The organism is Nocardioides bruguierae, from assembly GCF_023554635.1.
Taxonomy (GTDB): Bacteria; Actinomycetota; Actinomycetes; order Propionibacteriales; family Nocardioidaceae; genus Nocardioides; species Nocardioides bruguierae.
The window spans coordinates 144,712-168,985 of the sequence record NZ_JAMJPH010000028.1 but is presented as its reverse complement, the minus strand read 5'-3'; the positions used below and the strand labels follow the sequence as shown (position 1 = coordinate 168,985).

Sequence of the window (24,274 nt, the reverse complement as noted above, 5' to 3'; positions counted from 1 at the left end):
AAACCCATGACCCGTGGCGTCCGGATCGCCCTCCTGTCCACCTCCGACACCGACCTGCTTTCCGCGCGGGCCAGCGATGCCGACTACGTGCTGGCGAACCCCTCGAGGCCCGGCCACCAGTCGATGGCCGAGACCCTCGACGGCTGCGACCTGGTCGTCGGCCGGCTCCTGGGCTCGGCCGAGGACCTCTGCTCCGGCTTCGAGAGGGTCAAGGCGTCCGGCACCCCCGTCGTCGTCCTCGGCGGCGAGCAGCAGCCCAGCGCCGAGCTGATGGAGATCTCCTCGGTTCCCCTGGGCGTCGCCGCGCAGGCCCACCGCTACCTCGCCGAGGGCGGCCCGGAGAACCTGCGTCAGCTGCACGCCTTCCTCTCCGACACCGTCCTGCTCACCGGTGAGGGGTTCGAGCCGCCGGCCGAGGTGCCGCAGTGGGGCTTCGCGGAGCGCCCGGCCGCGGTCGCCGTCCAGGGGGCGCAGGACCTGCCGCGCGTCGGCATCCTCTTCTACCGCGCGCACGAGGTGAGCGGTAACGCCGCGTTCGCGCACGCGCTCGCCGACGCCGTGGACGCGACCGGTCGAGCGGTCGGCGTCCCCGTCTTCGCGGGGTCCCTGCGCTCCGCGCCCGACGCGCTCTACGAGGCGCTCGGCACGCTCGACGCCGTGGTCGTGACCGTGCTCGCGGCCGGCGGCACCACCCCGGCCGAGGCACAGGCCGGGGGCGAGGACGACACGTGGGACGTCGCCCGGATGCGCGCGCTCGACGTCCCGGTGCTGCAGGGGCTCTGCCTGACCTCCAGCCGCGCCGAGTGGCTGGCCAACGACGACGGCGTGACCCCGCTGGACTCCGCCACCCAGGTGGCGATCCCCGAGTTCGACGGCCGGGTCATCACTGCCCCGTTCTCCTTCAAGGAGGTCGACGAGGACGGTCTGCCGCACTACGTCGCCGACCCCGAGCGCTGCGCCCGCGTCGCCGGGATCGCGGCCAACCACGCCCGGCTGCGGCGCCTCGCCCCCGCGCGACGGCGGCTCGGCCTCGTCCTCTCGGCCTACCCGACCAAGCACAGCCGGGTCGGCAACGCGGTCGGGCTCGACACGCCCGTCTCGACGGTCCGGCTGCTCCGCCGGCTCCGCGAGGAGGGCTACGACCTGGGCGCCGACAACGTCGTCACCGACGTCCTCGCCCTCGCCGAGACCGACGGCGACACCGCCGCAGGGGACGCGCTCATCCACGCGCTCATCGACGCCGGCGGCCAGGACGAGGAGTGGCTGACCACCGCCCAGCTCGGCGACGCCCACGTCCGGGTCCCGGGCGAGACGTACCGCCGCTGGGCCGCCGACCTCGACCCCGACCTGCTGGCCGGGATGGAGGCGGCCTGGGGTCCCGCGCCCGGCTCGCTCTTCGTCAACGACGACGGCGAGCTCGTGCTCGCCACCCTGCGCGCGGGCAACGTGGTGCTGCTGATTCAGCCGCCCCGCGGCTTCGGCGAGAACCCAGTCGCGATCTACCACGACCCGGACCTCGCGCCCTCCCACCACTACCTCGGCGCCTACCGCTGGCTCGAGGCCGAGGAGGCCGACGGCGGGTTCGGCGCCCACGCCCTCGTGCACCTCGGCAAGCACGGGTCGCTGGAGTGGCTGCCCGGCAAGAACGCGGCGCTCTCGGCGTCCTGCGCCACCGACGCCGCCCTGGGTGACCTGCCGCTGGTCTACCCGTTCCTCGTCAACGACCCCGGCGAGGGAGCGCAGGCCAAGCGCCGCGCGCACGCCACGATCGTCGACCACCTCGTGCCGCCGATGGCGCGCGCCGAGACCTACGGCGACATCGCCCGGCTGGAGCAGCTCCTGGACGAGCACGCCAACGTCGCCGCCATGGACCCGGCCAAGCTGCCCGCCGTCCGCGGGGAGATCTGGCAGCTCATGCACGCGGCCCAGATGCACCGCGACCTCGGCCTCGACGAGCGTCCGGACGACGAGGAGTTCGACGACTTCCTGCTCCACGTCGACGGCTGGCTCTGCGAGATCAAGGACGCCCAGATCCGCGACGGCCTGCACGTGCTCGGCCAGGCGCCCGACGGCGAGGCGCGGGTCAACCTCGTGCTCGCCATCCTGCGCGCCGCCCAGGTCTTCGGCGGCCGGCAGCACGCGGTACCGGGCCTGCGCGCGGCCCTCGGGCTCAAGGACGACGAGGCGACCGTCGTCGTGGACGAGGCCGAGCAGCGAGCCCGGGCGCTGGTCGAGGCCATGGAGGCGCACGGCTGGGAGCCCGCTGCCGCCGAGGGCCTGCACGACGACCCGGAGGTCGTCCGGGTGCTGCGCTTCGCGGCCACCGAGGTGGTGCCGAGGCTGGCTCGCACGACCGACGAGCTCGACGCCGTCCTGCACGCGCTCGAGGGCGGCTTCGTGCCCGCCGGGCCGTCCGGCTCCCCGTTGCGCGGCCTGGTCAACGTCCTGCCGACGGGGCGCAACTTCTACACGGTCGACCCGCGTGCGGTGCCCTCGCGACTGGCCTGGCAGACCGGCCAGGCGCTGGCCGAGTCGCTCGTCCGTCGTCATGTCGAGGACACCGGGGAGGTGCCGCGCTCGGTCGGCATCTCGGTGTGGGGCACCTCCGCGATGCGCACGTCGGGCGACGACGTGGCCGAGGTGCTCGCGCTGCTCGGCGTGCGCCCGGCCTGGGACGAGGCGTCGCGGCGCGTCACCGACCTCGTGCCCGTGCCGCTCGAGGAGCTCGGCCGCCCGCGCGTGGACGTGACGGTGCGGATCAGCGGGTTCTTCCGCGACGCGTTCCCGCACGTCGTGGCCATGCTGGACGACGCCGTCCGGCTCGTGGCGGGGCTCGAGGAGTCGGACGAGGACAACCCGGTGCGCGCGCACGTCGCCGCCGACCTCGCCGAGCACGGCGACGAACGGCGCGCGACGACCCGGATCTTCGGCTCCAAGCCCGGCTCGTACGGCGCGGGCGTCCTGCAGGTCGTCGAGTCCGGCGGGTGGCGTAGCGACGCCGACCTCGCCGAGGTCTACACGGCCTGGGGCGGCTTCGCCTACGGCCGCGGGCTGGACGGCCGCCCGGCCGCCGACGACATGCGCACGTCCTACCGGCGCATCCAGGTGGCGGCGAAGAACGTCGACACCCGCGAGCACGACATCGCCGACTCCGACGACTACTTCCAGTACCACGGCGGGATGGTCGCCACGGTCCGCGCGCTGACCGGCGCCGATCCCCGGGCCTACGTGGGCGACTCGACCAGTCCGGACGCCGTGCGCACCCGGACGCTGCAGGAGGAGACCAACCGCGTCTTCCGCGCCCGCGTGGTCAACCCGCGCTGGATCGCGGCCATGCAGCGGCACGGCTACAAGGGCGCCTTCGAGCTCGCCGCCACCGTCGACTACCTCTTCGGCTTCGACGCCACCGCCGGCGTCGTGCACGACTGGATGTACGAGGCGCTGGCGCAGGAGTACGTCCTGGACGAGACCAACCAGGCGTTCCTGCGACAGTCCAACCCGTGGGCGCTGCGCGGCATCGTCGAGCGGCTGCACGAGGCCGCCGAACGAGGTCTGTGGACCGAGCCGGACGCCGACCTGCTGGCCGCCATGCAGGCCGTCTACCTGGAGACCGAGGGCGACCTGGAGGACCGGGCGTGACCACCCCGCTCGCGCCTCCCCGCAGGGTCGCGGCGATCGGGATCGGGATGGGGCCGCAGCACCTGACGCCGCAGGCCGTCGCCGCGCTGCGGTCGGTGGACGTCGTCCTGGCCTTCGCCAAGCGCGAGGGCGACCCGCTGCTGGCCGTGCGCCGGGCCATCTGCGCGCGGCACGACGTGTCGCTGGTGGTCCTGGACGACCCCGAGCGCGACCGGAGCCCGGGGCTCGACGGGCCCGGTTACGCCGCCGCCGTGGACGCCTGGCACGCCGCGCGCGCAGCCGCCTGGGACGCCGCGCTCGACGAGCACGCCGGCGACGTCGGCGTCCTCGTCTGGGGCGACCCGAGCCTGTACGACTCCACCCTGCGGCTCCTGGACCGGATGGATCGGCCCGACCGCCCCTTGGCCGTCGAGGTGGTGCCCGGCATCTCCAGCCTGGTGCTGCTGGCCGCGCGACACCGGCTCGTCCTGCACGACGTCGGCGACCCGCTGCACGTCACGACTGCCCGGCGCCTGCCGGAGGCGTTGGCCCAGGGGCAGCGCAACGTCGTGGTGATGCTCAGCCGCACCGTCGACCTGGGCGGGCTCGGCGTCGACGACTGGACGATCTGGTGGGCCGCCAACCTCGGCGCCGACGGGGAGCGAGCCGTGGCCGGCCGGGTCGGCGACGTGCTGCCCGACATCGCCCGCGCCCGGCGGGAGGCCGACGCGGTCGATGGCTGGGTGATGGACCTCTACCTGCTCCGGGGCCCGGCATGAGCGCGACGCCCGGCGCGTGGACCGCGGCGTCCGGCAGGCGTGGGCACACGGTGCTCGCCGTCCCCGTGCCGGCGCTCGACGACTGGGTCCGCCGGCGGACGGCGCACCACGACGCCTCCTTCGTCTCCGTCGACCCGGACTTCTGCCACGCGCACGTGACGGTGCTGGCGCCCTGGGTCGCCGAGCCGGACGAGGAGCGGATGGAGCGTGTCGCCGGCCTCGTCGGCGCGGTGAGCACGTTCGAGCTTGTGCTGGAGCGGGTCGGGGTCTTCCCGGACGGGCTGCTCCACCTCGTCCCCGAGGACGACGGGCCGCTGCGCCGCCTGGGCCGGGTGCTGACGGCGGCGTTCCCCGAGACCCCGCCGTACGGCGGCAGGCACGCCGACCCGGTGCCGCACCTCACGCTGGAGCAGGCGGCCGACGGCGTGGACGCGGAGTGGGTGCGGGCCTCGCTGGGCACGCTGCTGCCGGTGAGGCACACCGTCGACCGGGTCGACCTGCAGTGGTGGGCCAACGACGACTGCCGGCTGCTGCGGACGTTCCCGCTCGCAGCCGTGCCGTCGCCGGCCTCCCCGCGCGGGACGGTGGACGCATGACCGGCCTCCTCGTCGCCGGCACCACCTCGGACGCCGGCAAGAGCACCGTCGTCACCGGGCTCTGCCGCGCGCTGGCCCGCCGCGGGGTGCGGGTGGCGCCCTTCAAGGCGCAGAACATGTCCAACAACTCGATGGTCGTGGACGCGCCCGGTGGCCTCGTCGTCCGGGGTGGGGACGACGACGGGCAGCCGCTCGGCGCCGAGATCGGCCGCGCGCAGTGGACCCAGGCCGTGGCCGCGCGGGCGGTGCCCGAGGTCGCGATGAACCCCGTGCTGCTCAAGCCCGGCGGCGACCGGCGCAGCCACGTCGTGCTCCTGGGGCAGCCTGGGGGAGACGTCGACTCGACCACCTGGGTCGAGGGACGTCGCCACCTGGCCGCCGCCGCCCACGCCGCGTACGCCGACCTCGCCTCCCGCCACGACCTCGTAATCGCCGAGGGTGCGGGCTCGCCCGCCGAGGTCAACCTGCGCTCCGGCGACTACGTGAACATGGGCCTGGCCCGCGCCTTCGACCTGCCGACCGTCGTCGTCGGCGACATCGACCGCGGCGGCGTGCTGGCCGCCTTCGTCGGCACCCGCGAGCTGCTCGACACCGAGGACCGCGCCCTGCTCGCGGGCTGGGTCGTCAACAAGTTCCGCGGGGACCTCGGCCTGCTGCAGCCGGGCCTGGACGTGCTCACCGAGCGCACGGGGCTGCCCGTCCACGGGGTGCTGCCCTGGCACCCGGACGTCTGGCTGGACTCCGAGGACACTCTCGACCTGGAGTCGCGACGGGCGACGGCGGGTGGGCGCCGGCGGGCCGCGGTGATCCGGTTCCCGCGGGTCTCCAACGTCACCGACGCCGACGCGCTCGGCCTCGAGCCCGACCTCGACGTCGTCCTGGCCTCCTCGCCGCGCGACCTGTCGGGCGCCGACCTCGTCGTGCTGCCCGGCACGCGGGCCACCCTCGAGGACCTCGCCTGGCTGCGCTCCCGCGGCCTCGACCGGGCCGTGCGCGAGCACGCCGCCGCGGGACGCCCGGTGCTCGGGATCTGCGGCGGCTGCCAGATGCTCGGCCGGACCATCGAGGACCCTCACGGCGTCGAGGGTGAGGCCGGCGCCCGGGTCGAGGGCCTCGGCCTGCTCGACGTCGTCACCGTCTTCGGCCCGGAGAAGGTGCTGCGGCGGCACGCGCCCGCCGGCTACGAGATCCACCACGGGCGGGTTACGGGCGACGCCTCGCTCGGGGACGACGGTCGACGGGAGTTCGTCTCCGCCTCCGGGCTGGTGACCGGCACGATGGTCCACGGCCGCCTCGAGGACGACGCCCACCGCTCCGCCTACCTCCGCGAGGTGCTCGGCGTGGAGTCGCGCGCGAGCTTCCCGGCAGCCCGGGAGCGGCGGATCGACGTGCTCGCGGACCTCGTCGAGGCCCACCTCGACGTCGACGGCCTGCTCGCGCTCGCCACCGACGGGCTCCGCGGGGCGCGGCCGTGAGGGTGCTGCTCCTCGGTGGCACCGGCGAGGCGCGCGCCCTGGCCGCCGCGCTGGTGGAACGGGGCGTCGACGTCGAGACCTCCCTCGCCGGACGGGTGGCCGACCCGGTCCTGCCCGTCGGCGGCCTGCGCGTCGGCGGCTTCGGCGGGGTGGACGGACTGGCGGCCCACGCGGACGCCTTCGACGCGGTCGTCGACGCCACCCACCCGTTCGCGGAGACGATCAGCGGCAACGCAGCGCGCGCGCTCGCGGAGCCCGGCTCGCCGCCCCTGCTCCGGCTGGCCCGCCCGGGGTGGAGCGAGCCCGCCGGGACGGGCGTGCGGCCGTGGGTGCGGGTGCCCGACCACGAGACGGCGGCGGCCGCCGTCCTGGGGCACGGGGAGCGACCGTTCCTCACGATCGGTCGCCAGCACCTGGCTGCGTTCACCGGTCCGCTGGCGCACCTCCCGGTGCTGGCCCGGGTCGTCGACGCCCCCGAGGTCGCGGTGCCGGGAGCCTGGACGCTGCTGCGCAGCCGCGGCCCCTACGAGCCCGCCGGCGAGCGGACGCTGCTGACGGAGCACCGCGTGGACGTCCTCGTCACGAAGGACTCCGGCGGGCCGCTGACCTGGCCGAAGATGCTGGCCGCGGCCGAGGCCGGCATCGCCTGCGTGGTCGTGGAGCGGCCCGCGCCGCCCGCCGGCGTCACCCTCGTCGAGGACGTCGCCGCAGCCGTGGCCTGGGTGTCGGCCCTGGCCGCGGAGACCGGCGAGGGGACGTCCGGTGCCTGATGGGTCGTGCGGTGGCGAGGCCCCACGCGGTGGCCGCAGCGAGCAGCGCGGCGCCCGCGTCGACCCGGCGCGCGAGGCGGCGGGCCCGGACCAGGTCGGGAGTGGCCGGCGGCGGGCCGTCGCCCAGCAGGTGCCGGTGCTCGGTGCGGGCGTCGTCCCCGGTGCCGTAGACCAGCGTGCCGCCGAGCCGGACGCCGAGCGCGCCCGCGAAGGCCGCCTCCACCGGCCCGGCGTTGGGACTGGGGTGGCCGGACGCGTCCCGCCGCCAGACCGCCGCGGCCTCGCGGGGGCTGCCCGCCTCGGTGGGGGCCAGGGCGGTCGCGAGCGCCGCGGTGACCCGGGCGCCGGGCAGGCCGAGGACGTCGTCGAGCCGGGCCGAGGCCCAGCCGAAGCGTCCGTGCCGGGCGCAGCGGTGGCCGACCATCGCGTCCAGGGTGTTGGCGGTGCGGTGGGCGACCAGGCCCGCGGGCCCGGCGAGAGCGCCCCAGACCAGCGAGCAGACCACCGCGTCCGAGGTGTTCTCGGCGACGGTCTCGACGCCCGCGCGAGCGACGCCGGCCTCGTCGAGGAACCGGGTGTCGCGGCCGACGACGCGGGCGACCTGGGTGCGGGCCGCCGGCAGGTCCCCGGCGACCAGGTGCCGCTCCACGGCCGCGACCTCGCGGTCGAGGCTGGTGCCGCCGAGCACGGTCCAGGTGGTCAGCGCGGTGAACGCGGCCCGGGGCACGGGGTGTCCATGCAGCGCGCGGTCGACCGCCCACGCGGCCGCCGTCGGCACGCCCACGAGCAGCGCGGTGTACGCCGTGCCGACGGCGCGGCTGTCGCGCCAGGCGGTGCGCTCCAGGCCGTTGCCGACGGCGCCGAACCAGGCCACCGGGTGGTGACGCTGCGGGTCGCCGAGGAGACGGTCCGTGGCCACGCCGAGCAGGATGCCGATCGCCCGGGCGCTCATGGGCGCCCTCTCTCGTCGCAGGAGGACGGATGAGCAGCAACCACCACGGCGCCGGCGGCGCCCGCCGCGTCCTGGTCACCGGCGGCGTCCGCTCGGGCAAGTCCCGGCACGCCGAGGAGCTCGTGCGCGGCTGGGCCGGCGACGGCCCGGCCGTCTACGTGGCGCCCGGCCCGACGGCCGCGGAGGACTCCGATCCCGACTGGGCCGCGCGGCTCGACGCGCACCGCCGTCGACGCCCGCCCGCCTGGACGACGGTGGAGACCCGCGACCTCGCGGGCGTGCTGGGTGGTGTGCGGGGTGCCGGCGAGCCGGTGCTCGTCGACTGCCTCGGCACGTGGGTGACCGGCGTCCTGGACGAGGAGCAGGCGTGGGACCGTCCGTCCGCCGCGCTCCTGGCACTGGTCGAGGCGCGCGTGGACGCGACGCTCGCCGCGCTGACGGCGACCGACCGACCGGTGCTGCTGGTGACGAACGAGGTGGGCCTCGGGGTGGTGCCCGAGCACCGGTCCGGCCGGGTCTTCCGGGACCTGCTCGGCACCGTCAACCAACGCCTCGCCACGGCGTGCGAGGAGGTGCACCTGGTGGTCGCCGGGCGCGTCCTGGTGCTCTGAGGCCGTCGGTCCCGGCCGAGCGCTCATGCCACGACCGCCGCGAGACCGACGAGCACGATCGCGCAGGACGCCTCGACGCAGGCGCCCAGGACGTCCCCGGTGATGCCGCCGAGGCGGGCGGTGCAGCGGCGGACCAGCAGGACCGAGGCCCCCGCGGCCACCGCGGTGACCACCAGTGGGCCGAGGGCACCGGACGGCCCGGCCGCGAGCGCGACCAGCGCGAGCAGCAGGGCCCCCAGCGTCCAGGAGCCGACGGCGGCGGCGACCGGCACGGTGCCCGCGACGCCCGCGCCGAGCCCCTCGGGCCGGGCGGACGGGACGGGTCGCGCGCAGCAGGTGGCGAGTGCGCAGCGAGGGACGAGGACGGCCAGGCCGACGAGCAGCCAGCCGTGCTCGGCGCGCGTCAGGGCCGCGACGCCGGCGGCCTGGAGACCGACCACGAGGACGGTGGCGAGGGTGCCCGCCGGTCCCGACGTCCCGGTGCGCATGACCGCCAGCGAGCGCTCGCGGTCGTAGGAGGCGGTGAGGCCGTCGGCCACGTCGGAGAGACCGTCCCAGTGCAGCGCCCGGGTGCCGAGCGCCAGGGCCGCGACGACGAGCAGGCCGATGGCCGGCGTCGGAAGGCCGAGCGCGCCGCCGACGAGGACGACCAGCGCCGCGAGCAGGCCCAGCGGCAGCACCGCGACGGGCGCGAGCAGCATCGCGAGGCCGGCGACGCGCGGGTCGAGCCGGGGGACGAGCGAGGCGCGGCTCGGCGGCGGCACGGGCACCGCGGAGAGGGTGCCGACGGCGAGGAGGAGGGCGTCCCGCACCGACCCCACCCGGGACGGGGTCGCTGCGGGTCTGCCGGTCACGGGAGGACGTCCCCCAGCAGCGCCGTGCCCGCGAGCAGGGCCACCGCGGAGCGGACGACCGGGACGGCCGCCACGGCCCCGCTGCCCTCGCCCAGCCGCAGGCCCAGGTCGAGCAGCGGCTCGAGCCCGAGCTTCTCCAGCGCCATCGACTGGGCCGGCTCCGTGGAGCGGTGACCGGCGGCGAACCATGCGGCCGCCCCCGGTGCGAGCGCGTCGGCGGTGAGGGCGCAGGCCACGGACATCAACCCGTCCAGCAGCACGGGGACGCCGAGGCCGGCCGCCTCGACGAGGAACCCGACGGCCGCCGCCAGGTCCGCGCTGCCGAGGGCGGCGAGGGTGGCGAACGGGTCGTCGTGGACGTCGAGGGTGCGGTCCAGCGCCGCTTGCACGACCGCGGTCTTGCGGGCCAGCCCCTCGTCGTCCACGCCGGTCCCGCGGCCGACGACCTGGTCGGCCGGCAGCCCGAGCCGGGCCGCGACGAGCGCCGCGGCCGGGGTGGTGTTGCCGATGCCCAGGTCGCCCGTCATGAGCAGGCGGCCGCCGGCGGCGACCTCCTCGCGGGCCACGACGCGGCCGGCCTCGAACGCGGCCGTGGCGTCGTCGTGGCTCAGCGCGTCGACCAGGTGGATGGCGCCGCTGCCGCGGGTGACCTTGTGGTCGCGCACCGCAGCGGGGGCGCCGTCGAGGTCGTCGTCCACGCCGACGTCGAGCACCCGGACGCTCACTCCGTGCGCGGCGGCGAGCGTCGAGACGCCGGACCGGCCGGCGACGACCAGGTGGACCATCGCGGGCGTGATCGCGGCGGGGTAGGCAGAGACGCCGTGGGCGCTCACGCCGTGGTCCCCGGCGAGGACGACGAGGCGCACCTCGCCGGGCCCGTCGAGCAGCGGCGGGGGCACCGACCCGAGGGCTGCGGAGGCCCAGACGGCGAGGTCGCCCAGCCGTCCGAGCGCGCCCGCGGGCGTGGCCAGGCCGGCCAGCCGGTCGGCCGCCAGGCCGGCGACCACCGGCTCCGGCGGGGCGACCGGCCCGAGCGGCCCGAGCAGTGCGGGGGAGGCGGTCACAGGCCGGCCGCCAGCTCGCGTCGTGCCGCGGCCCCGGACGCCTGCCGGTGCAGGGCGCCGACGGCGCCGGTGAGGGCCGTGCCGAGCACCGCCCACAGCGTGGCCAGGGTGACGAGCGAGGCGGTGCGGAACTCCCACAGCGTCGAGGCGGGGAAGTCGCCCACCTCGTCCACCGTCGGCATGACGGCGCCGACCGCGACGACGACCGCGAGGTAGCCCAGCGTGCAGGCGACGACGGCCGCGAAGGCGTCGTGCCGGCGAGCCAGGCGCACCGCGAGGACGACGGCGGCGACCGCCGCCACCAGCGAGATGCCGGCGAAGCCGAAGTAGCCGGCCGTCCGGATGCCGATGGTGTCGCCGGACCCGACGGCCGGCGGGTTGGCCGGGTACCTCCAGAACGGGACGAGGGCGAACGCGACGAAGCCGACCAGGCTGACGACCGCGGTGGACTGGGCGGGCGTCAGCGAGCCCGTCCGCCCGGCAGCGGCCGCCGCCGCGATCGCGACGAGGCCGCCGAGGGCGAGACCGGCGCAGACGGTGGCCAGGCCCAGCCCGACGGTGCTCTGGACGGACCGGGGGACGAGGGCGTCCTCGCCGTGGGAGTGCGAGTGCTCCTCGGTCGCGGCCGCGCCGGCCGTCTCCTCGGAGTCGTGGCTGTGCGTGTGCGTGCTCTCGGCGCTGGTCTCGGCGCTGGTCTCGAGTGCGATGGCTCGCTCGACCGAGGGCTCACCGACGGTCCACGCCACCGCGAAGGTGACGAGACCGGCGAGGAGCCCGGCGAGGAGCCCGCGGACCAGGAAGGCGCGGGCGGTCATGTCCGCGCCTCAGTGGCAGGGGTAGCCGAGCAGGTGACGGCCGTCGTGCACGAGCTCGTGCACGAAGGAGCCCGCCGGCAGCGAGACGGCGCCCTGGTCGGCACCGACGAAGAACAGCAGGAGGAGGCCGAGGAGACCGAGGAAGAAGGCCCAGGGGGCGAGCTCGCGGAGCGGGACCGCGACGGTCTCCGGGGCGAGTGCGGGGCCGGCGACGGTGGTGCCGGCGAGAGAGGTCGACTGCGACATGAGTCCTCCTCAGGGATGAGTGCGTCCCTGTTCGATGGGGTGGAAGCGGACCTTCGGGTCTGACTTCCGCCCCACTGGCCCCCGGTCGTGCCGGAGCCAGGAGGACGGTCACAGTAGCGCGACTGTGTCGGAATCCCACCGACTTCCTCGTGCCCGCCGAGGCAGCCTAGGGCACGACCGGGGCACGTGCCCACAGGGTCCTCCGTCCGGATGCCCTGGACGGTGCGTGAGGACCGGACCCCCGGGAGGCGCCCCCGGTGAGAGGCGTGGCGAGAGGTGTAGCGTGCTGTCCGCCAGCGACGGGAACCCGGTGAGAGTCCGGGACTGACGCGCAGCGGTGTGGGTGACGGGCCGGGCACGACGCCACTGGGGGAGACCCTGGGAAGGCGCCCGGTTCGAGTGATCCCGAGTCCGAAGACCTGCTGGTCCTTGCGGCACCCGCCGCGAGGTCGACTGAGGGCTTCGCGCACGAGCCCCGGACCTCCCGAGGAGCCTCGTGGTCACCCCTGCTGCACCCTCCGTACGCCCTGCCGGCACCACCCGGGTCCGGCGTGACCTCTGCCCGGCGGTGTCGCGGCCGTGGCCCGCCACCGACGGGCTCCTGGTCCGGCTGCGCCTCGTCGGCGGCCTGCTCCCCGCCCGCGCCCTGGGGTCGCTCGCGGAGGCGGCCGACCGCTTCGGTGACGGCGCCGTGCACCTCACCGGTCGCGCGAACCTGCAGGTCCGCGGACTGCCCGCCGGGAGGGAGGGCGGCCTGGCTCCGGCGGCCGACCGCGCGCTGCGGGCCACGGGACTGGTGCCTCACCCCGCGCACGAGCTGGCTCGCAACGTCCTGGTCTCGCCGCTGTCGGGCCTCGTCGGCGGACGCGCCGACCTGCGTCCCGTCGCCGCGGCGCTCGACGCGGCGATCGTGGCCGACCACGCCCTCGCGGCGCTGCCTGGCCGCTTCCTGCACGTCCTCGACGACGGGCGTGGCGACGTCCTCCCCCGGGGAGGAGACCTGAGCCTGGTGGCCCTCGACGACGTCCGGTGCCAGGTGCGCGCGGGCTCGACGTGGGGCCCGGTGGTCCCCTTGGACCGGGCCGCCGAGGTCCTGGTCGCGCTCGCCCGGGCGTTCCTGGAGTCCCGCGGGGACGGCCCCACGGCGCCCTGGCACGTCGACGAGCTGCCGGGCGGCGGCGCCGCGCTCGTGACCCCGTCCGCCCCCGACCCCCGGGCCGAGGTCGCGTCACCGCCGCTGCCGTTCGGCCCCGTCCGGGCGCGCGGCACCGGTGCCGTGGTGGTCGACCACGTGGAGGCGCCCGACGGCCTGCTGGACGCCGCGGCGGTCGGCGGGCTCGTCAGCCGTGGTGACGTCCTCGTGGTCACGCCCTGGCGGGGGGTCCTGGCGCCGCCGGGTCCGGCCCATCCGGCCGCCCGCTCGACGGAGGAGGACCGATGACGGCACGTACCGACGGCTCGAAAGGGCCGCAGGCCCCGACGCGACACTACGAGTACGCCACCAGTGGACCGGCGATCTACCTCGAGTCCTTCGCCACCATCCGCCGGGAGGCCGACCTGTCGCTGGTGCCGCCGTCGGCCGAGCGGCTGGCGGTGCGGATGGTGCACGGCTCGGGCCAGGTCGACCTCGTCCCGGACCTCGTCGTCCACCCCGACCTCGTCCCGGCCGCCCGCGCCGCGCTGGACGCCGGCGCGCCGGTCCTGTGCGACGCGCGGATGGTCGCGATGGGCGTCACCGCCTCTCGGCTGCCCGCCGAGAACGAGGTGCTCTGCCGGCTCACCGACCCGGCCGTCCCGGAGCTGGCCGCGCGGTGGGGCACGACCCGCAGTGCCGCAGCGGTCTCGCTGTGGGCGGACCGGCTCGAGGGGGCGGTGGTGGCCATCGGCAACGCCCCGACGGCGCTGTTCCACCTGCTGGAGATGCTCGTGGACGGCGCGCCCCGGCCGGCCGCGATCGTCGGCTGCCCGGTGGGCTTCATCGGCGCGGCGGAGTCCAAGCAGGCGCTGGTGGACCTGCGCGAGCAGCACGGCATCGACGTCCCCTTCGTGACGGTGCGGGGGCGCCGTGGCGGGTCGGCGATCGCGTCCTCGGCGGTCAACGCCCTGGCCCAGGAGGCCGAGTGAGCGCCCCCGGCTCCGGGGCGACGCCCGGGCCCGGCCGCCTCTGGGGCGTCGGCGTCGGACCGGGCGACCCCGAGCTCGTCACGCTCAAGGCCGCGCGGCTCATCGGGTCCGCGGACGTCGTCGCCTACCACTCGGGCGTCGGCAAGCCGTCGAACGCGCGGGCCGTCGCGGCCGACCTGATCCCGGCGTCCGCGACCGAGGAGTGCCTCACGTACCCGGTCACCACGGGCCGCACCGACCACCCGGGCGGCTACGCGGGCGCTCTGGAGGACTTCTACGTCGAGGCCGCCGGTCGCCTCGCGGCCCATCTCGAGGCAGGCCGCGACGTGGTGGTGCTCGCCGAGGGCGACCCGCTCTTCTACGGCTCGTTCATGTACCTGCACGACCGGCTCGCCGAGCGGTTCGAGACCACCGTCGTGCCTGGCGTGCCCGCGTTCGCGGCCGCCACCGCGACGGTGGCGTGGCCGCTGGTGAGGCAGACCGACGTCCTCGCCGTGCTGCCCGGCACCCTGCCCGAGGCGGAGCTCGCGCGCCGCCTGGCCGACACCGAGGGGGCGGTGATCATGAAGCTCGGCCGGACGTTCCCCGCCGTGCGTCGTGCGCTCGAGGCCGCCGGGCGGCTCGACCACGCGATGTACGTCGAGCGGGCCTCCACCGACGTCGAGCGGCGGATGCCCGTGCGGGACGTGGACCCCACCTCGGTGCCGTACTTCTCGATCATCGTCGTCACCGGCGACTCGCTGCACGGGGCCGGACGACGCCCCGCCACCGCGCCCGCCGCAGCGCCAGCGACCCCTGCCGAGCGGACCGGCGCGGACGTGGCCGAGCTGCTCGTCGTCGGCCTCGGCCCCGGCCCGGGCGGCTGGCTCACGGCGGAGGCCACCGCGGCTCTGGCGCAGGTCGACCACGTGGTCGGCTACGCGCCCTACGTGCACCGGGTGCCGCAGCGCGCCGGGCTGACCCGGCACGCGTCCGGCAACGGGGTGGAGATCGACCGCGCCCGCGCGGCCCTCGACCTCGCCCTGGCCGGTGAGCGGGTGGCGGTCGTGAGCGGTGGGGACGCCGGCGTCTTCGGCATGGCCACCGCCGTCCTGGAGGCCGCCGAGGACCCGTGCTACGCGTCCGTGCCCGTCCGGGTGCTCCCGGGGGTGAGCGCGATCCAGGCGGTCGCGGCCCGCGCCGGCGCGCCCATCGGCGGCGACTTCGCGGTGCTCTCCCTCTCCGACCGGCTCAAGCCCTGGGAGGTCGTCGAGCGGCGGCTGAGCGCGTTGTCCGAGGCCGACATGGTCGTCGGCATCTACAACCCGGCCTCGCGCAGCCGCACCGAGCAGGTGGTGCGGGCGCAGAAGCTGCTCCTGGAGCACCGCGACCCCGACACCGTCGTCGTGGTGGGGCGGGACGTTGGTCGGGCCGAGGAGTCCCTGGAGGTCACCACGCTCGGGGCGCTCGACGCGGAGGCGATCGACATGAAGTGCCTGCTGCTGGTCGGGGCGTCGCACACGCGCGTGGACGCGGCCGGCCGCGTCTGGACGCCGCGGTGGATCCGGTGAGGTGCGTGCGGTGACCGTGCACGTCGTCGGCGCCGGACCGGGCGCCGCGGACCTGCTGACGCTGCGGGCGGTGGGCCTGCTGGGCGTGGCCGACGTCGTCCTGTACCCGGGCACCTACCTGGACGAGGCGGTGCTCTCGCACTGTCGGTCGGGGGCGCGGCTGGTGGACACCGCCCGGCTCGACCTGGACGCGATCCTGGCGGTCATGACGGAGGCCCACGCCCGGGGGGAGGACGTGGTGCGGCTGGTGTCCGGGGACCCGTCGCTGTACTCCGCGCTGCACGAGCAGGCCGCACGGCTCGACGCGGCCGGCGTGCCGTGGGAGGTCGTGCCGGGCGTCCCGGCGTACGCGGCCGCGGCAGCGCTGGTGGGCCGGGAGCTGACGGTGCCGCTCGTCGCCCAGTCGGTGGTGCTCACCCGCACCCGGGCGCGCTCCTCGGCGATGCCGGAGGGGGAGACCTGGGAGGCGTTCGCGGCCACGGGGGCCACCCTCGTCCTGCACCTCGCGATCACGCGGCTGCGTGAGCACCTCGACCGGCTGCTGCCGACGCACGGCGCCGACTGCCCCGTCGTGGTCGTGCACCGCGCCAGCCAGCCCGGGGAGCTGGTGCTGCGCGGCACCGTCGGCGGGCCGGCCTGCGTGGCGGACGCCGTCGAGGCGGCAGGCCTGCGGCAGGCGGCGGTCGTGCTGGTCGGACGGGCGCTCGGGGAGTCCGTCGACGCGGCGGGTGAGTCCTGGTTGTACGCGGCGCACCGCCCGCGGGGTGCGCCGCACTGATGCGTCGCCCCGGGGTCGGCGGTGCTGCCCGCCCCACGGAGCCGACCGCGGTCAGGCGTGGGGCTTGGTCCAGGTCCACTGGGTGACGGTGCGTGCGGGGGTCCAGCCGGTGAACCGTCCCACGGGCGCAGCGTGCTCGACCGCGAGGCGGGTCAGCTCGCCGCCGTGCCCGGCGTACGCCTCGGCGAGGACCGCCTCGGTCTCCAGGGTCACGCCGTGGACGACCAGCCGGCCGCCGGGGCCCAGCCGCTCGCGGCACTCCTCGAGCAGCCCGTGGGCGGTGGCGCCGCCGCCGACGAACACGGCGTCCGGGGCCGGGAGGTCGGCGAGGGATCCGGGCGCCCCGCCCTCGACCACGACCAGGTCGGGCACACCGAGCCGGGCGGCGTTGCGGCCGATCCTGGCGACGCGGTCGGGGTGCTGCTCGATGGCGATCGTGCGGCACGTGGGGTGCGCCCGCATCCACTCGACGCCGACGGACCCGGCCCCCGCGCCGACGTCCCACAGGAGCTCGCCGGGGCAGGGCGCGAGCCGGGCGAGCGCGGCAGCGCGGAGGTCGCGCTTGGTGAGCTGGCCGTCGTGCTCGAAGGCGTCGTCCGGGAGGCCCGCCACCCAGCCGATCCCGTGGGCCGCGGCCGAACGAGGCACCTCCACGCAGACCAGGTTCAGCGCCGGCAGGTCGACCAGGTCGTCGCGGGCGGCGAAGCCCGTGGCGGTGGTGTCCCAGCGTGCCTGGGTCGGGGCGCCGAGGTCCGCCAGCACGGTCAGCGCCGCGGCGCCCTGCCCCGTCGCCACCAGCAAGGCGGCCAGGACGGCGGGGGTGGTCGCGTCCGAGGACAGCACGACGACCCGGCGGCCCGGGGCGACCTCGCGCAGGACGCGCTCGACGCGACGTCCGACCACGGTGACGACCGCACAGGACTCCTCGCCCCAGCCCATCGCGGCCCGGGCCAGCGCCACCGAGGAGACCGCCGGCAGCACCTCGACCCGGTCGGCGCCGAGCAGGTCCACGAGGGTTGCTCCGACCCCGGAGACCAGCGGGTCGCCCGAGGCCAGGACCACGGCGTCGGGATGCGTCGCGAGCAGGTCCACGAGGCTCTCGCGGAACGGGCGGCCCCAGCTCTCGCGGACCTGGTGCTCCGCGCGGCTCGTGGGCGGGGGGAGCAGCGCGAGGTGCCGCTGCGCGCCCAGCACGGAGGGCGCTGCGAGGACGCGGTCGCGTCCGGCCGCGGTGAGGTCGCCGTCCGCGCCGATGCCGACGACGGCGACCCGGGGAGCCGTGCCGGCACGCAGCGCGCGCAGGGCGGGCAGCACGGCGTCGCGGGTGAGCGGGGCGAGGCCGTGGCCGCCGGGCACCGCGGGATCGGCGTCCGCCGGGTCGAGCCAGCAGAGCTCCTCGATCTCGCCGGCCACGACGGGCACGACAACGGCGCCGGCGGAGTCCCGCGGCAGGTCGGCGACGAAGACGGTCGAGACCACGGTGCGGCCGGGCTCGTTGGCGGCGGCCGCGGTCCAGTGGCCCAGCGGACGGGCCACGAGGTTGGTCAGCCCGACCTCCTCGGCCACCTCGCGGCGAGCGGCGGCCAGCGCGGTCTCGCCCGGCTCGAGCTTGCCGCCGGGAAGCATGAACGCGGTCGTCCCGCGCTTGCGGACGACGAGTAGCCGCCCCTGCTCGTCGAGGAGGCAGAAGGCGGCGACGACGATCGGGGCGTGGGCGGCGGACGAGGACATGGGCGCCGACGCTATCGTGAGCGCACAGCCACGAGGTGCCTCGAGCCACGGTCCGCGAGACCGGGGTGCGGAGGAGAATCTGGGAAGCCGGTGAGAGTCCGGCACAGGCCCGCTGCGGTGACCGGACGTGCACGCCATGCACGAGACCGGAAGTCCGAAGACCGGCCTCGCGGCGTCCTATCCGATGGCGGACGAGCGGGAGCCTCTCATGCCACAGCAGTCAGACCTGTCCTACCCACTCTCGGCCGTCGTGGGCTCCGAGGACATGGTCCTCTCCCTCGTCCTGGCCAGCATCGCGCCCGCCCTCGGCGGCGTGCTCGTGCGTGGCGAGAAGGGCACGGCGAAGTCCACCGCGGTGCGGGCGCTGGCGCGCGTCCTGCCGCCCGTGCGGGTGGTCGAGGGTGACCGGTTCTCCACGGACCCCGACGACGAGGCCGAGGTCTCGCCCGACGGCCCGTTCGGCGTCGACGCCGCGGTCACCAGCCGGCCGGTGCGGCTCGTCGAGCTGCCCGTGGGCGCCGGCGAGGACCGCGTGACCGGCTCCCTGCACCTCGAGCGGGCGCTGGCCGACGGCGTCGCCGAGTACGAGCCCGGCCTGCTCGCCCGCGCCCACCGCGGCCTGCTCTACGTCGACGAGGTCAACCTCCTCCACGACCACCTCGTCGACCTTCTCCTCGACGCCTCCGCCACCGGCCGCGCCACCGTCGAGCGCGACGGTGTCTCGCTGACCCACCCCGCGCGGTTCGTGCTCGTCGGCACGATGAACCCCGAGGAGGGCGAGCTGCGCCCGCAGCTGCTCGACCGGTTCGGCCTCGCCGTCGACGTCGCCGCTCCCCGCGACCCGGCGACCCGGGTCGAGGTCGTCCGCCGTCGGCTCGCCTACGAGGCGGACCCCGCCGCCTTCGTCGCCCGCTTCGCCCAGGACGAGCACCTGCTCGCCTCCCGGATCGCCGACGCCCGGGACCTCGCCGCCTCCGTCGTCCTGGGCGACGCGATGCTGCTCGCCGTCGCCCAGGTCTGCGCCGCGTTCGAGGTCGACGGGCTGCGCGCCGACATCGTCACCGCCCGCGCCGCCGTCGCCCACGCCGCCTGGTGCGGCCGCACCGGCGTCACGCGCGAGGACGTCCGGGTCGCCGCCCGGCTCGCGCTCCCGCACCGGCGCCGCCGCTCGCCCTTCGACAGCCCCGGCCTCGACGACGACCTGCTCGACCAGGCCCTCGACGACGCCCTCGGCCCGGACGACGAGCCCGAGCCCCCGACCCCCGACGGCGGCACCGACGGCGGCGGCGGCGGCGACGGCCCCGGCGACTCGGACGGCCCCGCCACCGACGAGCGCCCCGGCACCGCCCCCGAGGGCGGGACGTCATCCACCCCGGACGTCCCCTCCGCACGGACGGATGACGTCCCTGCCCCGCAGCCCCACGCGCCGCAGCCCGAGCCGCCGCAGCAGCCCGCCGGCCCCACGACCACCGCCGCCGCGGACGCGCCCTTCCGCACCCGCCTGCTCCAGGCGAGGGGCACGACCCGGGGGAGGTCCCGCAGCGACGCCGGCCGCCGCAGCCGCGCCGAGTCCGCCACCGGCCGCCGCACCGGGGCCCGCCCGGCGTCCCGCGGTGGGTCGCTGCACCTGCTGGAGACGCTGCGTGCGGCGATCCCGCACCAGGCCGCGCGGGGCCGCGGCACGGGTGCCGGGGGCGGCGACCGCCTGCTGATCGAGCGGTCGGACCTGCGCGAGGCGGTCCGCGAGGGGCGCGAGGCCAACCTCGTCCTGTTCTGCGTCGACGCGTCCGGCTCCATGGCGGCGCGCAGCCGGATGGCGGCCGTGAAGGCGACGATCCTGAGCCTCCTGCTGGACGCCTACCAGCGCCGCGACACCGTCGGCCTGGTGACGTTCCGCGGCAGCGCCGCGGAGCTGCTGCTCCCGCCGACCGGCTCGGTCGACGTGGCCGCGGCCCGGCTGGAGCAGATGCCCGCCGGCGGGCGCACCCCGCTCGCCGAGGGCCTCGCCGAGTGCGCCCGCGTGCTCGACCGGGAGCGCCGCCGTGCCGGCGCGCGACGTCCCCTGCTCGTCGTGGTCACCGATGGCCGCGCCACCAGCGGTCCCGACGCCCTCACCCGCTCTCTCGAGGCCGCCGACGTGCTGGCCGCCGACGGCGTCGACACCGTCGTCGTCGACTGCGAGGCCGGCCCGATGCGCCTCGGCCTGGCCCGCACGCTCGCCGCCCGCCTGGGCGCCGAGCACCTGCCCGTCGGCACCGTCGACGCCTCCGCGCTGGACGCCGCCGTGCGGGGCTCGATCCTCCGCGGACGCGCGGCGTGACGGCGGCGACCCGTCCCGCCCGCCACCCGCTCTACGACGTCATCGAGGCCCGCAGGGACGTGCGGGCGGAGTTCACCGGCGAGCCGGTGGCGGACGAGGTGCTGGGCCGCGTCCTCGAGGCGGCGCACGCCGCGCCGAGCGTCGGGATGACGCAGCCGTGGGACTTCGTGCTGGTCCGCGAGCCGGCGACGATCGTGCGGTTCGCCGAGCACGTGGCGGCCGAGCGGGCGGCGTTCGCGGCCGAGCTGCCTCCCGACCGGAGGGCGGTCTTCGAGCCGATCAAGACCGACGGGGTGCGCGAGAGCGGGCTCGGTGTGGTCGTCACCCACGACCCCGGTCGCGGCGGACACCACGTCCTGGGCTCTCGGACGGTCGAGGACACCAGGCTGTTCTCCAGCGTCCTGGCGATCCAGAACCTCTGGCTCGCCGCCACCGCGGAGGGGCTGGGCCTGGGCTGGGTGTCGTTCTACCGCGAGGAGGTGCTGTCCGCGTTGGTCGGCGCTCCGGAGGGGGTCCGTCCGATCGCCTGGCTCTGCCTCGGTCACGTCGGCCACCGCCAGACCGTTCCCGACCTCGAGCGCCACGGCTGGCGCTCGCGGCGTCCGCTGGCCGACGCCGTCCACCACGAGACCTACGGCGGCCGCGCGCGCGGCGTCGGTGAGGAGATCTGATGCCCCAGGGCAAGCCGCTCGTCGTCCCGGACGACGGGCTCACGACCGCGCAGCGCCGCTCGCTGCCGTTGCTGATGGTCCACACGGGTGACGGCAAGGGGAAGTCGACCGCCGCCTTCGGCCTCGCGATGCGCGCCTGGAACCAGGGCTGGGACGTCGGGGTCTTCCAGTTCGTGAAGTCCGCGAAGTGGCGGATCGGCGAGCAGACCGTGCTCGAGCGGCTCGGCGAGCTGCACGAGCAGACCGGCGAGGGCGGGCCCGTGACCTGGCACAAGATGGGCGCCGGGTGGTCGTGGTCGCGCAAGGCCGGGGAGGAGACGGACCACGCCGCCGACGCCGCCGAGGGCTGGGCCGAGGTGCGCCGCGCCATCGCGCAGGAGCGCCACGACCTCTACGTGCTCGACGAGTTCACCTACCCGATGGAGTGGGGCTGGGTGGACGTCGAGGAGGTGGTCTCCACCCTCCGCGACCGTCCCGGTCGGCAGTACGTGGTGGTCACCGGACGTCGCGCGCACCCGGCGCTCGTCGAGGCCGCGGACCTGGTCACCGACATGACCAAGGTGAAGCACCAGATGGATCGGGGGCAGAAGGGGCAGAAGGGCATCGAGTGGTGAGCGCTTCCCACGCCCTGGCCCGCGTCCTGCTGGCCGCCCCGAGCACCGGCGCCGGGAAGACGACCCTCGCCACCGGCGTGATGGCGGCGCTGCGCCGCCGTGGGCTGGAGGTGTCGGGGCACAAGGTCGGCCCCGACTACATCGACCCCGGCTACCACGCGCTCGCCACGGGTCGTCCCGGGCGCAACCTGGACCCGCACCTGGTCGGCGAGGAGCGGGTCGCCCCGCTGCTCCTGCACGGAGCGAGCACCCCACGCCCGGCCGACGTCGCCGTGATCGAGGGCGTCATGGGGCTCTTCGACGGCCGCGTCGGCACGGACGGCTTCGCCTCCTCCGCCCACGTCGCCACCCTGACCCGCACGCCGGTCGTGCTGGTCGTCGACTGCGCCCGTGCCTCCCGCACGGTGGGCGCGGTCGTCCACGGGCTGGTGACGTACGACCCGTCCGTCCAGGTGGCGGGGGTGATCCTCAACCGCGTCGGCAGCCCGCGGCACGCCGCCGAGGTGGCGTCGTCGGTGCGGGTGCCGGTGCTCGGCCAGGTGCCGCGGGACGAGTCCGTCGCCACCCCGTCGCGGCACCTGGGGCTCGTGCCGGCCGCCGAGCGCGGGATGGTCGAGGCCGAGCTCGATCCGCTCGTCGCGCTGGTCGAGGCACACGTGGACCTGGACGCCGTCCTGGACGTGGCACGCAGCGCCCCGGAGCTCGAGGTCGAGCCGTGGAGCCCGCCGCTCGCCCCGCCCCGGCCCGCGCAGACCCGGGCCGGCGCGCTCCCCGTGGTCGCCGTCGCCGGCGGCCGCGCCTTCACGTTCCGCTACGCCGAGACCGAGGAGCTGCTGCGTGCGGCGGGCTGCGACGTCGTCGTCCTCGACCCCACGAGCGCGCCGGCCCTGCCGGCCGGGGTGGCAGGGCTGTACCTCGGCGGGGGCTTCCCCGAGGTGCACGTGAACGCGCTCGCGGAGAACGTCTCGCTGGTGGGCCAGCTGCGCGACGCGGTGCGCTCGGGCCTCCCGACCGTCGCCGAGTGCGCCGGGCTGCTCTACCTGTGCCGCACCCTCGACGGGGTGTCGATGATCGGCGCGATCGACGCCGACGCGGCGATGCACGAGCGGCTGACGCTGCGCTACCCGGAGGCCGTCGCGGTCTCGGACTCGCTGCTCACCCGGGTCGGCGAGAGCGTGACCGGGCACGAGTTCCACCGCACCCGCGTCACCCCGACCGCCGGGGCGGCGCCCGCGTGGAGGGTGGCCGACGGCCCGCACGGCGCCGGCTTCGGAGCAGGAGGCGGGGTCGAGGGCTTCACGAGCCCCACGCTGCACGCCTCCTACCTGCACACCCACTGGGCCGGTCAGCCGCAGATGGCGCAGCGCTTCGTGGAGGCGGTGCGCGCGTGGTGAGCGTTCCCGGGGTCGCGGGCGACCCGGGCACCGACCTCCTGCACCACGGCGACGTCGAGGTCCGGGGAGCCGGGCTGCTCGACCTCGCCGTCAACGTCCACCCCCACGGTCCGCCGCGCTGGCTCGCCCAGGCGTTGCGCGACAGCGTCGAGGACGTCGCCGCCTACCCTGACGCGCGCGCCGCCGAGGTCGCGCTCGCCCGAAACCACGGTCGCGACCCCCGCGAGGTGCTGGCCACTGCCGGCGCCACCGAGGCGTTCACCCTGCTCGCCCGGATGCGCCCGTGGCGGCGGCCCGTCGTCGTGCACCCGCAGTTCACCGAGCCGCACGCAGCGCTGGAGCAGGCCGGGCACCGCGTCGAGGTCGTGCTGACCTCCGGCGACCACCGCCTGGCCACGGCGGCCGTCCCCGAGGACGCCGACCTGGTCGTCCTCGGCAACCCGACGAACCCCACGGGGGTCCTGCACCCGCGCGAGGACGTGCTGGCGCTGACCCGGCCCGGCCGGCTCGTCGTGGTCGACGAGGCGTTCATGGACGCGTTGCCCGGGGAGCCCTCCTCGCTCGCGGGATCTCCCGTGGAGGGCGTCGTGGTCGTCCGCAGCCTCACCAAGACCTGGGCGATCCCGGGCGTGCGCGCGGGCTACCTGCTGGGTGGCCCGGACGACGTCGACACACTCCGCGCCGCCCGCCCGCCGTGGTCGTTCTCGGCCGCCGCGTGCGCGGCGGTCCTCGCCATCAGCACGCCGCAGGGGGCTGCCGAGCAGGCCCGGCGTGCGACCGAGCTGTCGGACTGGTCGGCCTCGATGGCGACGCAGCTCCGCGCGCGCGGGGTGGAGGTCGTGGCGGGCAGCGCGCCGTTCCTCCTCGCCAGGCTCGGTGAGGGGACGCACCGGCGTCTGCGCGAGGTCGGCGTAGCGTCGCGGCGTTGCGACACCTTCCCCGGGCTCGACGACGGCTGGGTCCGCCTGGCCGCGAGACCGCCGGCCACCGTGGCCGTGCTGCTGCGGGCACTGGAAGCATGCGGAATGCGCGGTTGCGGCCCGTGACCGGGGTTCGCTGCGTTCACCTCGGCCCTGGTAGGCGTCACTGGTGAACGGCCGGACGCTGACCGCGCGGCACGCTCTGAGGCGGTCCAGCAGGCGCGGTGGATCTGGCCACCGTCGCCGACAGTCCTCGCCGCACGCCACGGCCGCTGGCTCACCAGTCCCCACACGGTCCGAGCGCGCTTGGGTTCCGTTACCCCGCGCACCGCGCCTGACTGGTTCGGCTGACCGCTCTAGCGGTAGGTCCGTCTGATCGCGCCATCATGTGC

At 76.5% G+C, this 24,274-nt stretch carries 19 protein-coding genes, 1 pseudogene and 2 riboswitches; of the genes and pseudogenes, 14 read left to right on the top strand and 6 right to left on the bottom strand.

Features of this window, described 5'->3' with window-relative positions; translation table 11 throughout:
- Positions 1-6 precede the first annotated feature (6 nt).
- The 5 genes from cobN to M8316_RS16275 are packed head-to-tail and all read left to right on the top strand — an operon-like array spanning position 7 to position 7,238.
- Positions 7-3,639: a cobaltochelatase subunit CobN gene (gene cobN, locus M8316_RS16295; RefSeq protein ID WP_250056301.1), complete on the top strand. Its 3,633-nt coding sequence runs from the start codon at positions 7-9 to the stop codon at positions 3,637-3,639.
- Positions 3,636-4,397, top strand: coding sequence for a precorrin-6A synthase (deacetylating) (gene cobF / locus M8316_RS16290; protein ID WP_250056299.1), 762 nt, complete (start codon positions 3,636-3,638; stop codon positions 4,395-4,397). Before cobN ends, cobF begins: the two co-directional genes overlap by 4 nt.
- On the top strand, positions 4,394-4,993 hold the full coding sequence (locus M8316_RS16285; protein WP_250056297.1) for a 2'-5' RNA ligase family protein: 600 nt from the start codon (positions 4,394-4,396) through the stop codon (positions 4,991-4,993). The genes cobF and M8316_RS16285 overlap by 4 nt, the downstream gene beginning before the upstream one ends.
- On the top strand, positions 4,990-6,468 hold the full coding sequence (locus tag M8316_RS16280) for a cobyric acid synthase (RefSeq protein WP_250056295.1): 1,479 nt from the start codon (positions 4,990-4,992) through the stop codon (positions 6,466-6,468). The genes M8316_RS16285 and M8316_RS16280 overlap by 4 nt, the downstream gene beginning before the upstream one ends.
- Positions 6,465-7,238, top strand: a complete 774-nt coding sequence (locus M8316_RS16275; protein ID WP_250056294.1) for a cobalt-precorrin-6A reductase — start codon at positions 6,465-6,467, stop codon at positions 7,236-7,238. The genes M8316_RS16280 and M8316_RS16275 overlap by 4 nt, the downstream gene beginning before the upstream one ends.
- Here M8316_RS16275 and M8316_RS16270 read toward each other — a convergent pair.
- Entirely contained in the window at positions 7,153-8,190 is a 1,038-nt protein-coding gene (locus M8316_RS16270; protein ID WP_250056291.1) for a CobD/CbiB family cobalamin biosynthesis protein, read from the bottom strand. The two genes, M8316_RS16275 and M8316_RS16270, sit on opposite strands and share 86 nt — an antisense overlap.
- Before the next feature lie 29 nt (positions 8,191-8,219).
- Here M8316_RS16270 and M8316_RS16265 point away from each other — a divergent pair, with 29 nt between their 5' ends.
- Entirely contained in the window at positions 8,220-8,801 is a 582-nt protein-coding gene (locus M8316_RS16265) for a bifunctional adenosylcobinamide kinase/adenosylcobinamide-phosphate guanylyltransferase (RefSeq protein ID WP_250056289.1), read from the top strand.
- 23 nt (positions 8,802-8,824) lie between these two features.
- On the opposite strand, the gene M8316_RS16260 is transcribed toward M8316_RS16265, so the two are convergent.
- The 4 genes from M8316_RS16260 to M8316_RS16245 are packed head-to-tail and all read right to left on the bottom strand — an operon-like array spanning position 8,825 to position 11,780.
- Positions 8,825-9,613: an adenosylcobinamide-GDP ribazoletransferase gene (locus tag M8316_RS16260; protein ID WP_250056287.1), complete on the bottom strand. Its 789-nt coding sequence runs from the start codon at positions 9,611-9,613 to the stop codon at positions 8,825-8,827.
- Positions 9,614-9,651: 38 nt separating this feature from the next.
- Positions 9,652-10,719 (bottom strand): nicotinate-nucleotide--dimethylbenzimidazole phosphoribosyltransferase, encoded by a 1,068-nt coding sequence (gene cobT / locus M8316_RS16255; RefSeq protein ID WP_250056285.1) that lies wholly within the window; start codon positions 10,717-10,719, stop codon positions 9,652-9,654.
- On the bottom strand, positions 10,716-11,534 hold the full coding sequence (locus M8316_RS16250; protein ID WP_250056283.1) for a CbtA family protein: 819 nt from the start codon (positions 11,532-11,534) through the stop codon (positions 10,716-10,718). The genes cobT and M8316_RS16250 overlap by 4 nt, the downstream gene beginning before the upstream one ends.
- 9 nt (positions 11,535-11,543) lie before the next feature.
- Positions 11,544-11,780, bottom strand: coding sequence for a CbtB domain-containing protein (locus tag M8316_RS16245; RefSeq protein WP_250056281.1), 237 nt, complete (start codon positions 11,778-11,780; stop codon positions 11,544-11,546).
- 301 nt (positions 11,781-12,081) lie between these two features.
- A riboswitch (cobalamin riboswitch) is annotated at positions 12,082-12,200 on the top strand.
- A 76-nt stretch (positions 12,201-12,276) separates the two neighbouring features.
- Here M8316_RS16245 and M8316_RS16240 point away from each other — a divergent pair.
- From M8316_RS16240 to M8316_RS16225, 4 genes are read left to right on the top strand one after another with little or no spacing between them, the layout of a single operon-like run.
- Positions 12,277-13,221 (top strand): ferredoxin-like domain-containing protein, encoded by a 945-nt coding sequence (locus M8316_RS16240; RefSeq protein WP_250056279.1) that lies wholly within the window; start codon positions 12,277-12,279, stop codon positions 13,219-13,221.
- Positions 13,218-13,904, top strand: a complete 687-nt coding sequence (locus tag M8316_RS16235) for a precorrin-8X methylmutase (protein WP_250056277.1) — start codon at positions 13,218-13,220, stop codon at positions 13,902-13,904. Before M8316_RS16240 ends, M8316_RS16235 begins: the two co-directional genes overlap by 4 nt.
- The gene (locus M8316_RS16230) at positions 13,901-15,454 is read left to right on the top strand and encodes a precorrin-2 C(20)-methyltransferase (RefSeq protein WP_250056275.1); all 1,554 of its coding nucleotides are present in this window, start codon (positions 13,901-13,903) and stop codon (positions 15,452-15,454) included. The genes M8316_RS16235 and M8316_RS16230 overlap by 4 nt, the downstream gene beginning before the upstream one ends.
- A gap of 10 nt (positions 15,455-15,464) precedes the next feature.
- Entirely contained in the window at positions 15,465-16,232 is a 768-nt protein-coding gene (locus tag M8316_RS16225) for a cobalt-precorrin-4/precorrin-4 C(11)-methyltransferase (protein WP_250056273.1), read from the top strand.
- A gap of 51 nt (positions 16,233-16,283) precedes the next feature.
- On the opposite strand, the gene cbiE is transcribed toward M8316_RS16225, so the two are convergent.
- A complete protein-coding gene (gene cbiE / locus M8316_RS16220) occupies positions 16,284-17,963 on the bottom strand; it encodes a precorrin-6y C5,15-methyltransferase (decarboxylating) subunit CbiE (protein ID WP_250056271.1) in 1,680 nt (559 codons plus the stop codon).
- Between the two features lie 46 nt (positions 17,964-18,009).
- Positions 18,010-18,147: riboswitch (cobalamin riboswitch) on the top strand.
- A 24-nt stretch (positions 18,148-18,171) separates the two neighbouring features.
- Here cbiE and M8316_RS16215 point away from each other — a divergent pair.
- The 4 genes and pseudogenes from M8316_RS16215 to cobBC all read left to right on the top strand — a co-directional run bounded on the left by M8316_RS16215 (position 18,172) and on the right by cobBC (position 24,008).
- Positions 18,172-20,283, top strand: coding sequence for a VWA domain-containing protein (locus tag M8316_RS16215; protein WP_250056269.1), 2,112 nt, complete (start codon positions 18,172-18,174; stop codon positions 20,281-20,283).
- Positions 20,280-20,954: a 5,6-dimethylbenzimidazole synthase gene (bluB, locus tag M8316_RS16210; protein ID WP_250056267.1), complete on the top strand. Its 675-nt coding sequence runs from the start codon at positions 20,280-20,282 to the stop codon at positions 20,952-20,954. Before M8316_RS16215 ends, bluB begins: the two co-directional genes overlap by 4 nt.
- Complete coding sequence (gene cobO, locus M8316_RS16205; RefSeq protein WP_250056265.1) at positions 20,954-21,568, top strand: cob(I)yrinic acid a,c-diamide adenosyltransferase; 615 nt, start codon at positions 20,954-20,956, stop codon at positions 21,566-21,568. Before bluB ends, cobO begins: the two co-directional genes overlap by 1 nt.
- Positions 21,565-24,008: pseudogene (cobBC, locus tag M8316_RS21330) on the top strand (bifunctional hydrogenobyrinic acid a,c-diamide synthase/histidinol phosphate aminotransferase CobBC). The gene cobO and the pseudogene cobBC overlap by 4 nt, the downstream one beginning before the upstream one ends.
- Positions 24,009-24,274: the final 266 nt, after the last annotated feature.

Coding starts and splice junctions, on each gene's coding strand:
- cbiE (WP_250056271.1), bottom strand. CDS start 17,963: ATGTCCTCGTCCGCCGCCCACGCCCCGATCGTCGTCGCCGCCTTCTGC.
- M8316_RS16245 (WP_250056281.1), bottom strand. CDS start 11,780: ATGTCGCAGTCGACCTCTCTCGCCGGCACCACCGTCGCCGGCCCCGCA.
- M8316_RS16285 (WP_250056297.1), top strand. CDS start 4,394: ATGAGCGCGACGCCCGGCGCGTGGACCGCGGCGTCCGGCAGGCGTGGG.
- M8316_RS16270 (WP_250056291.1), bottom strand. CDS start 8,190: ATGAGCGCCCGGGCGATCGGCATCCTGCTCGGCGTGGCCACGGACCGT.
- cobO (WP_250056265.1), top strand. CDS start 20,954: ATGCCCCAGGGCAAGCCGCTCGTCGTCCCGGACGACGGGCTCACGACC.
- M8316_RS16280 (WP_250056295.1), top strand. CDS start 4,990: ATGACCGGCCTCCTCGTCGCCGGCACCACCTCGGACGCCGGCAAGAGC.
- M8316_RS16265 (WP_250056289.1), top strand. CDS start 8,220: ATGAGCAGCAACCACCACGGCGCCGGCGGCGCCCGCCGCGTCCTGGTC.
- M8316_RS16250 (WP_250056283.1), bottom strand. CDS start 11,534: ATGACCGCCCGCGCCTTCCTGGTCCGCGGGCTCCTCGCCGGGCTCCTC.
- cobN (WP_250056301.1), top strand. CDS start 7: ATGACCCGTGGCGTCCGGATCGCCCTCCTGTCCACCTCCGACACCGAC.
- M8316_RS16215 (WP_250056269.1), top strand. CDS start 18,172: ATGCCACAGCAGTCAGACCTGTCCTACCCACTCTCGGCCGTCGTGGGC.
- M8316_RS16235 (WP_250056277.1), top strand. CDS start 13,218: ATGACGGCACGTACCGACGGCTCGAAAGGGCCGCAGGCCCCGACGCGA.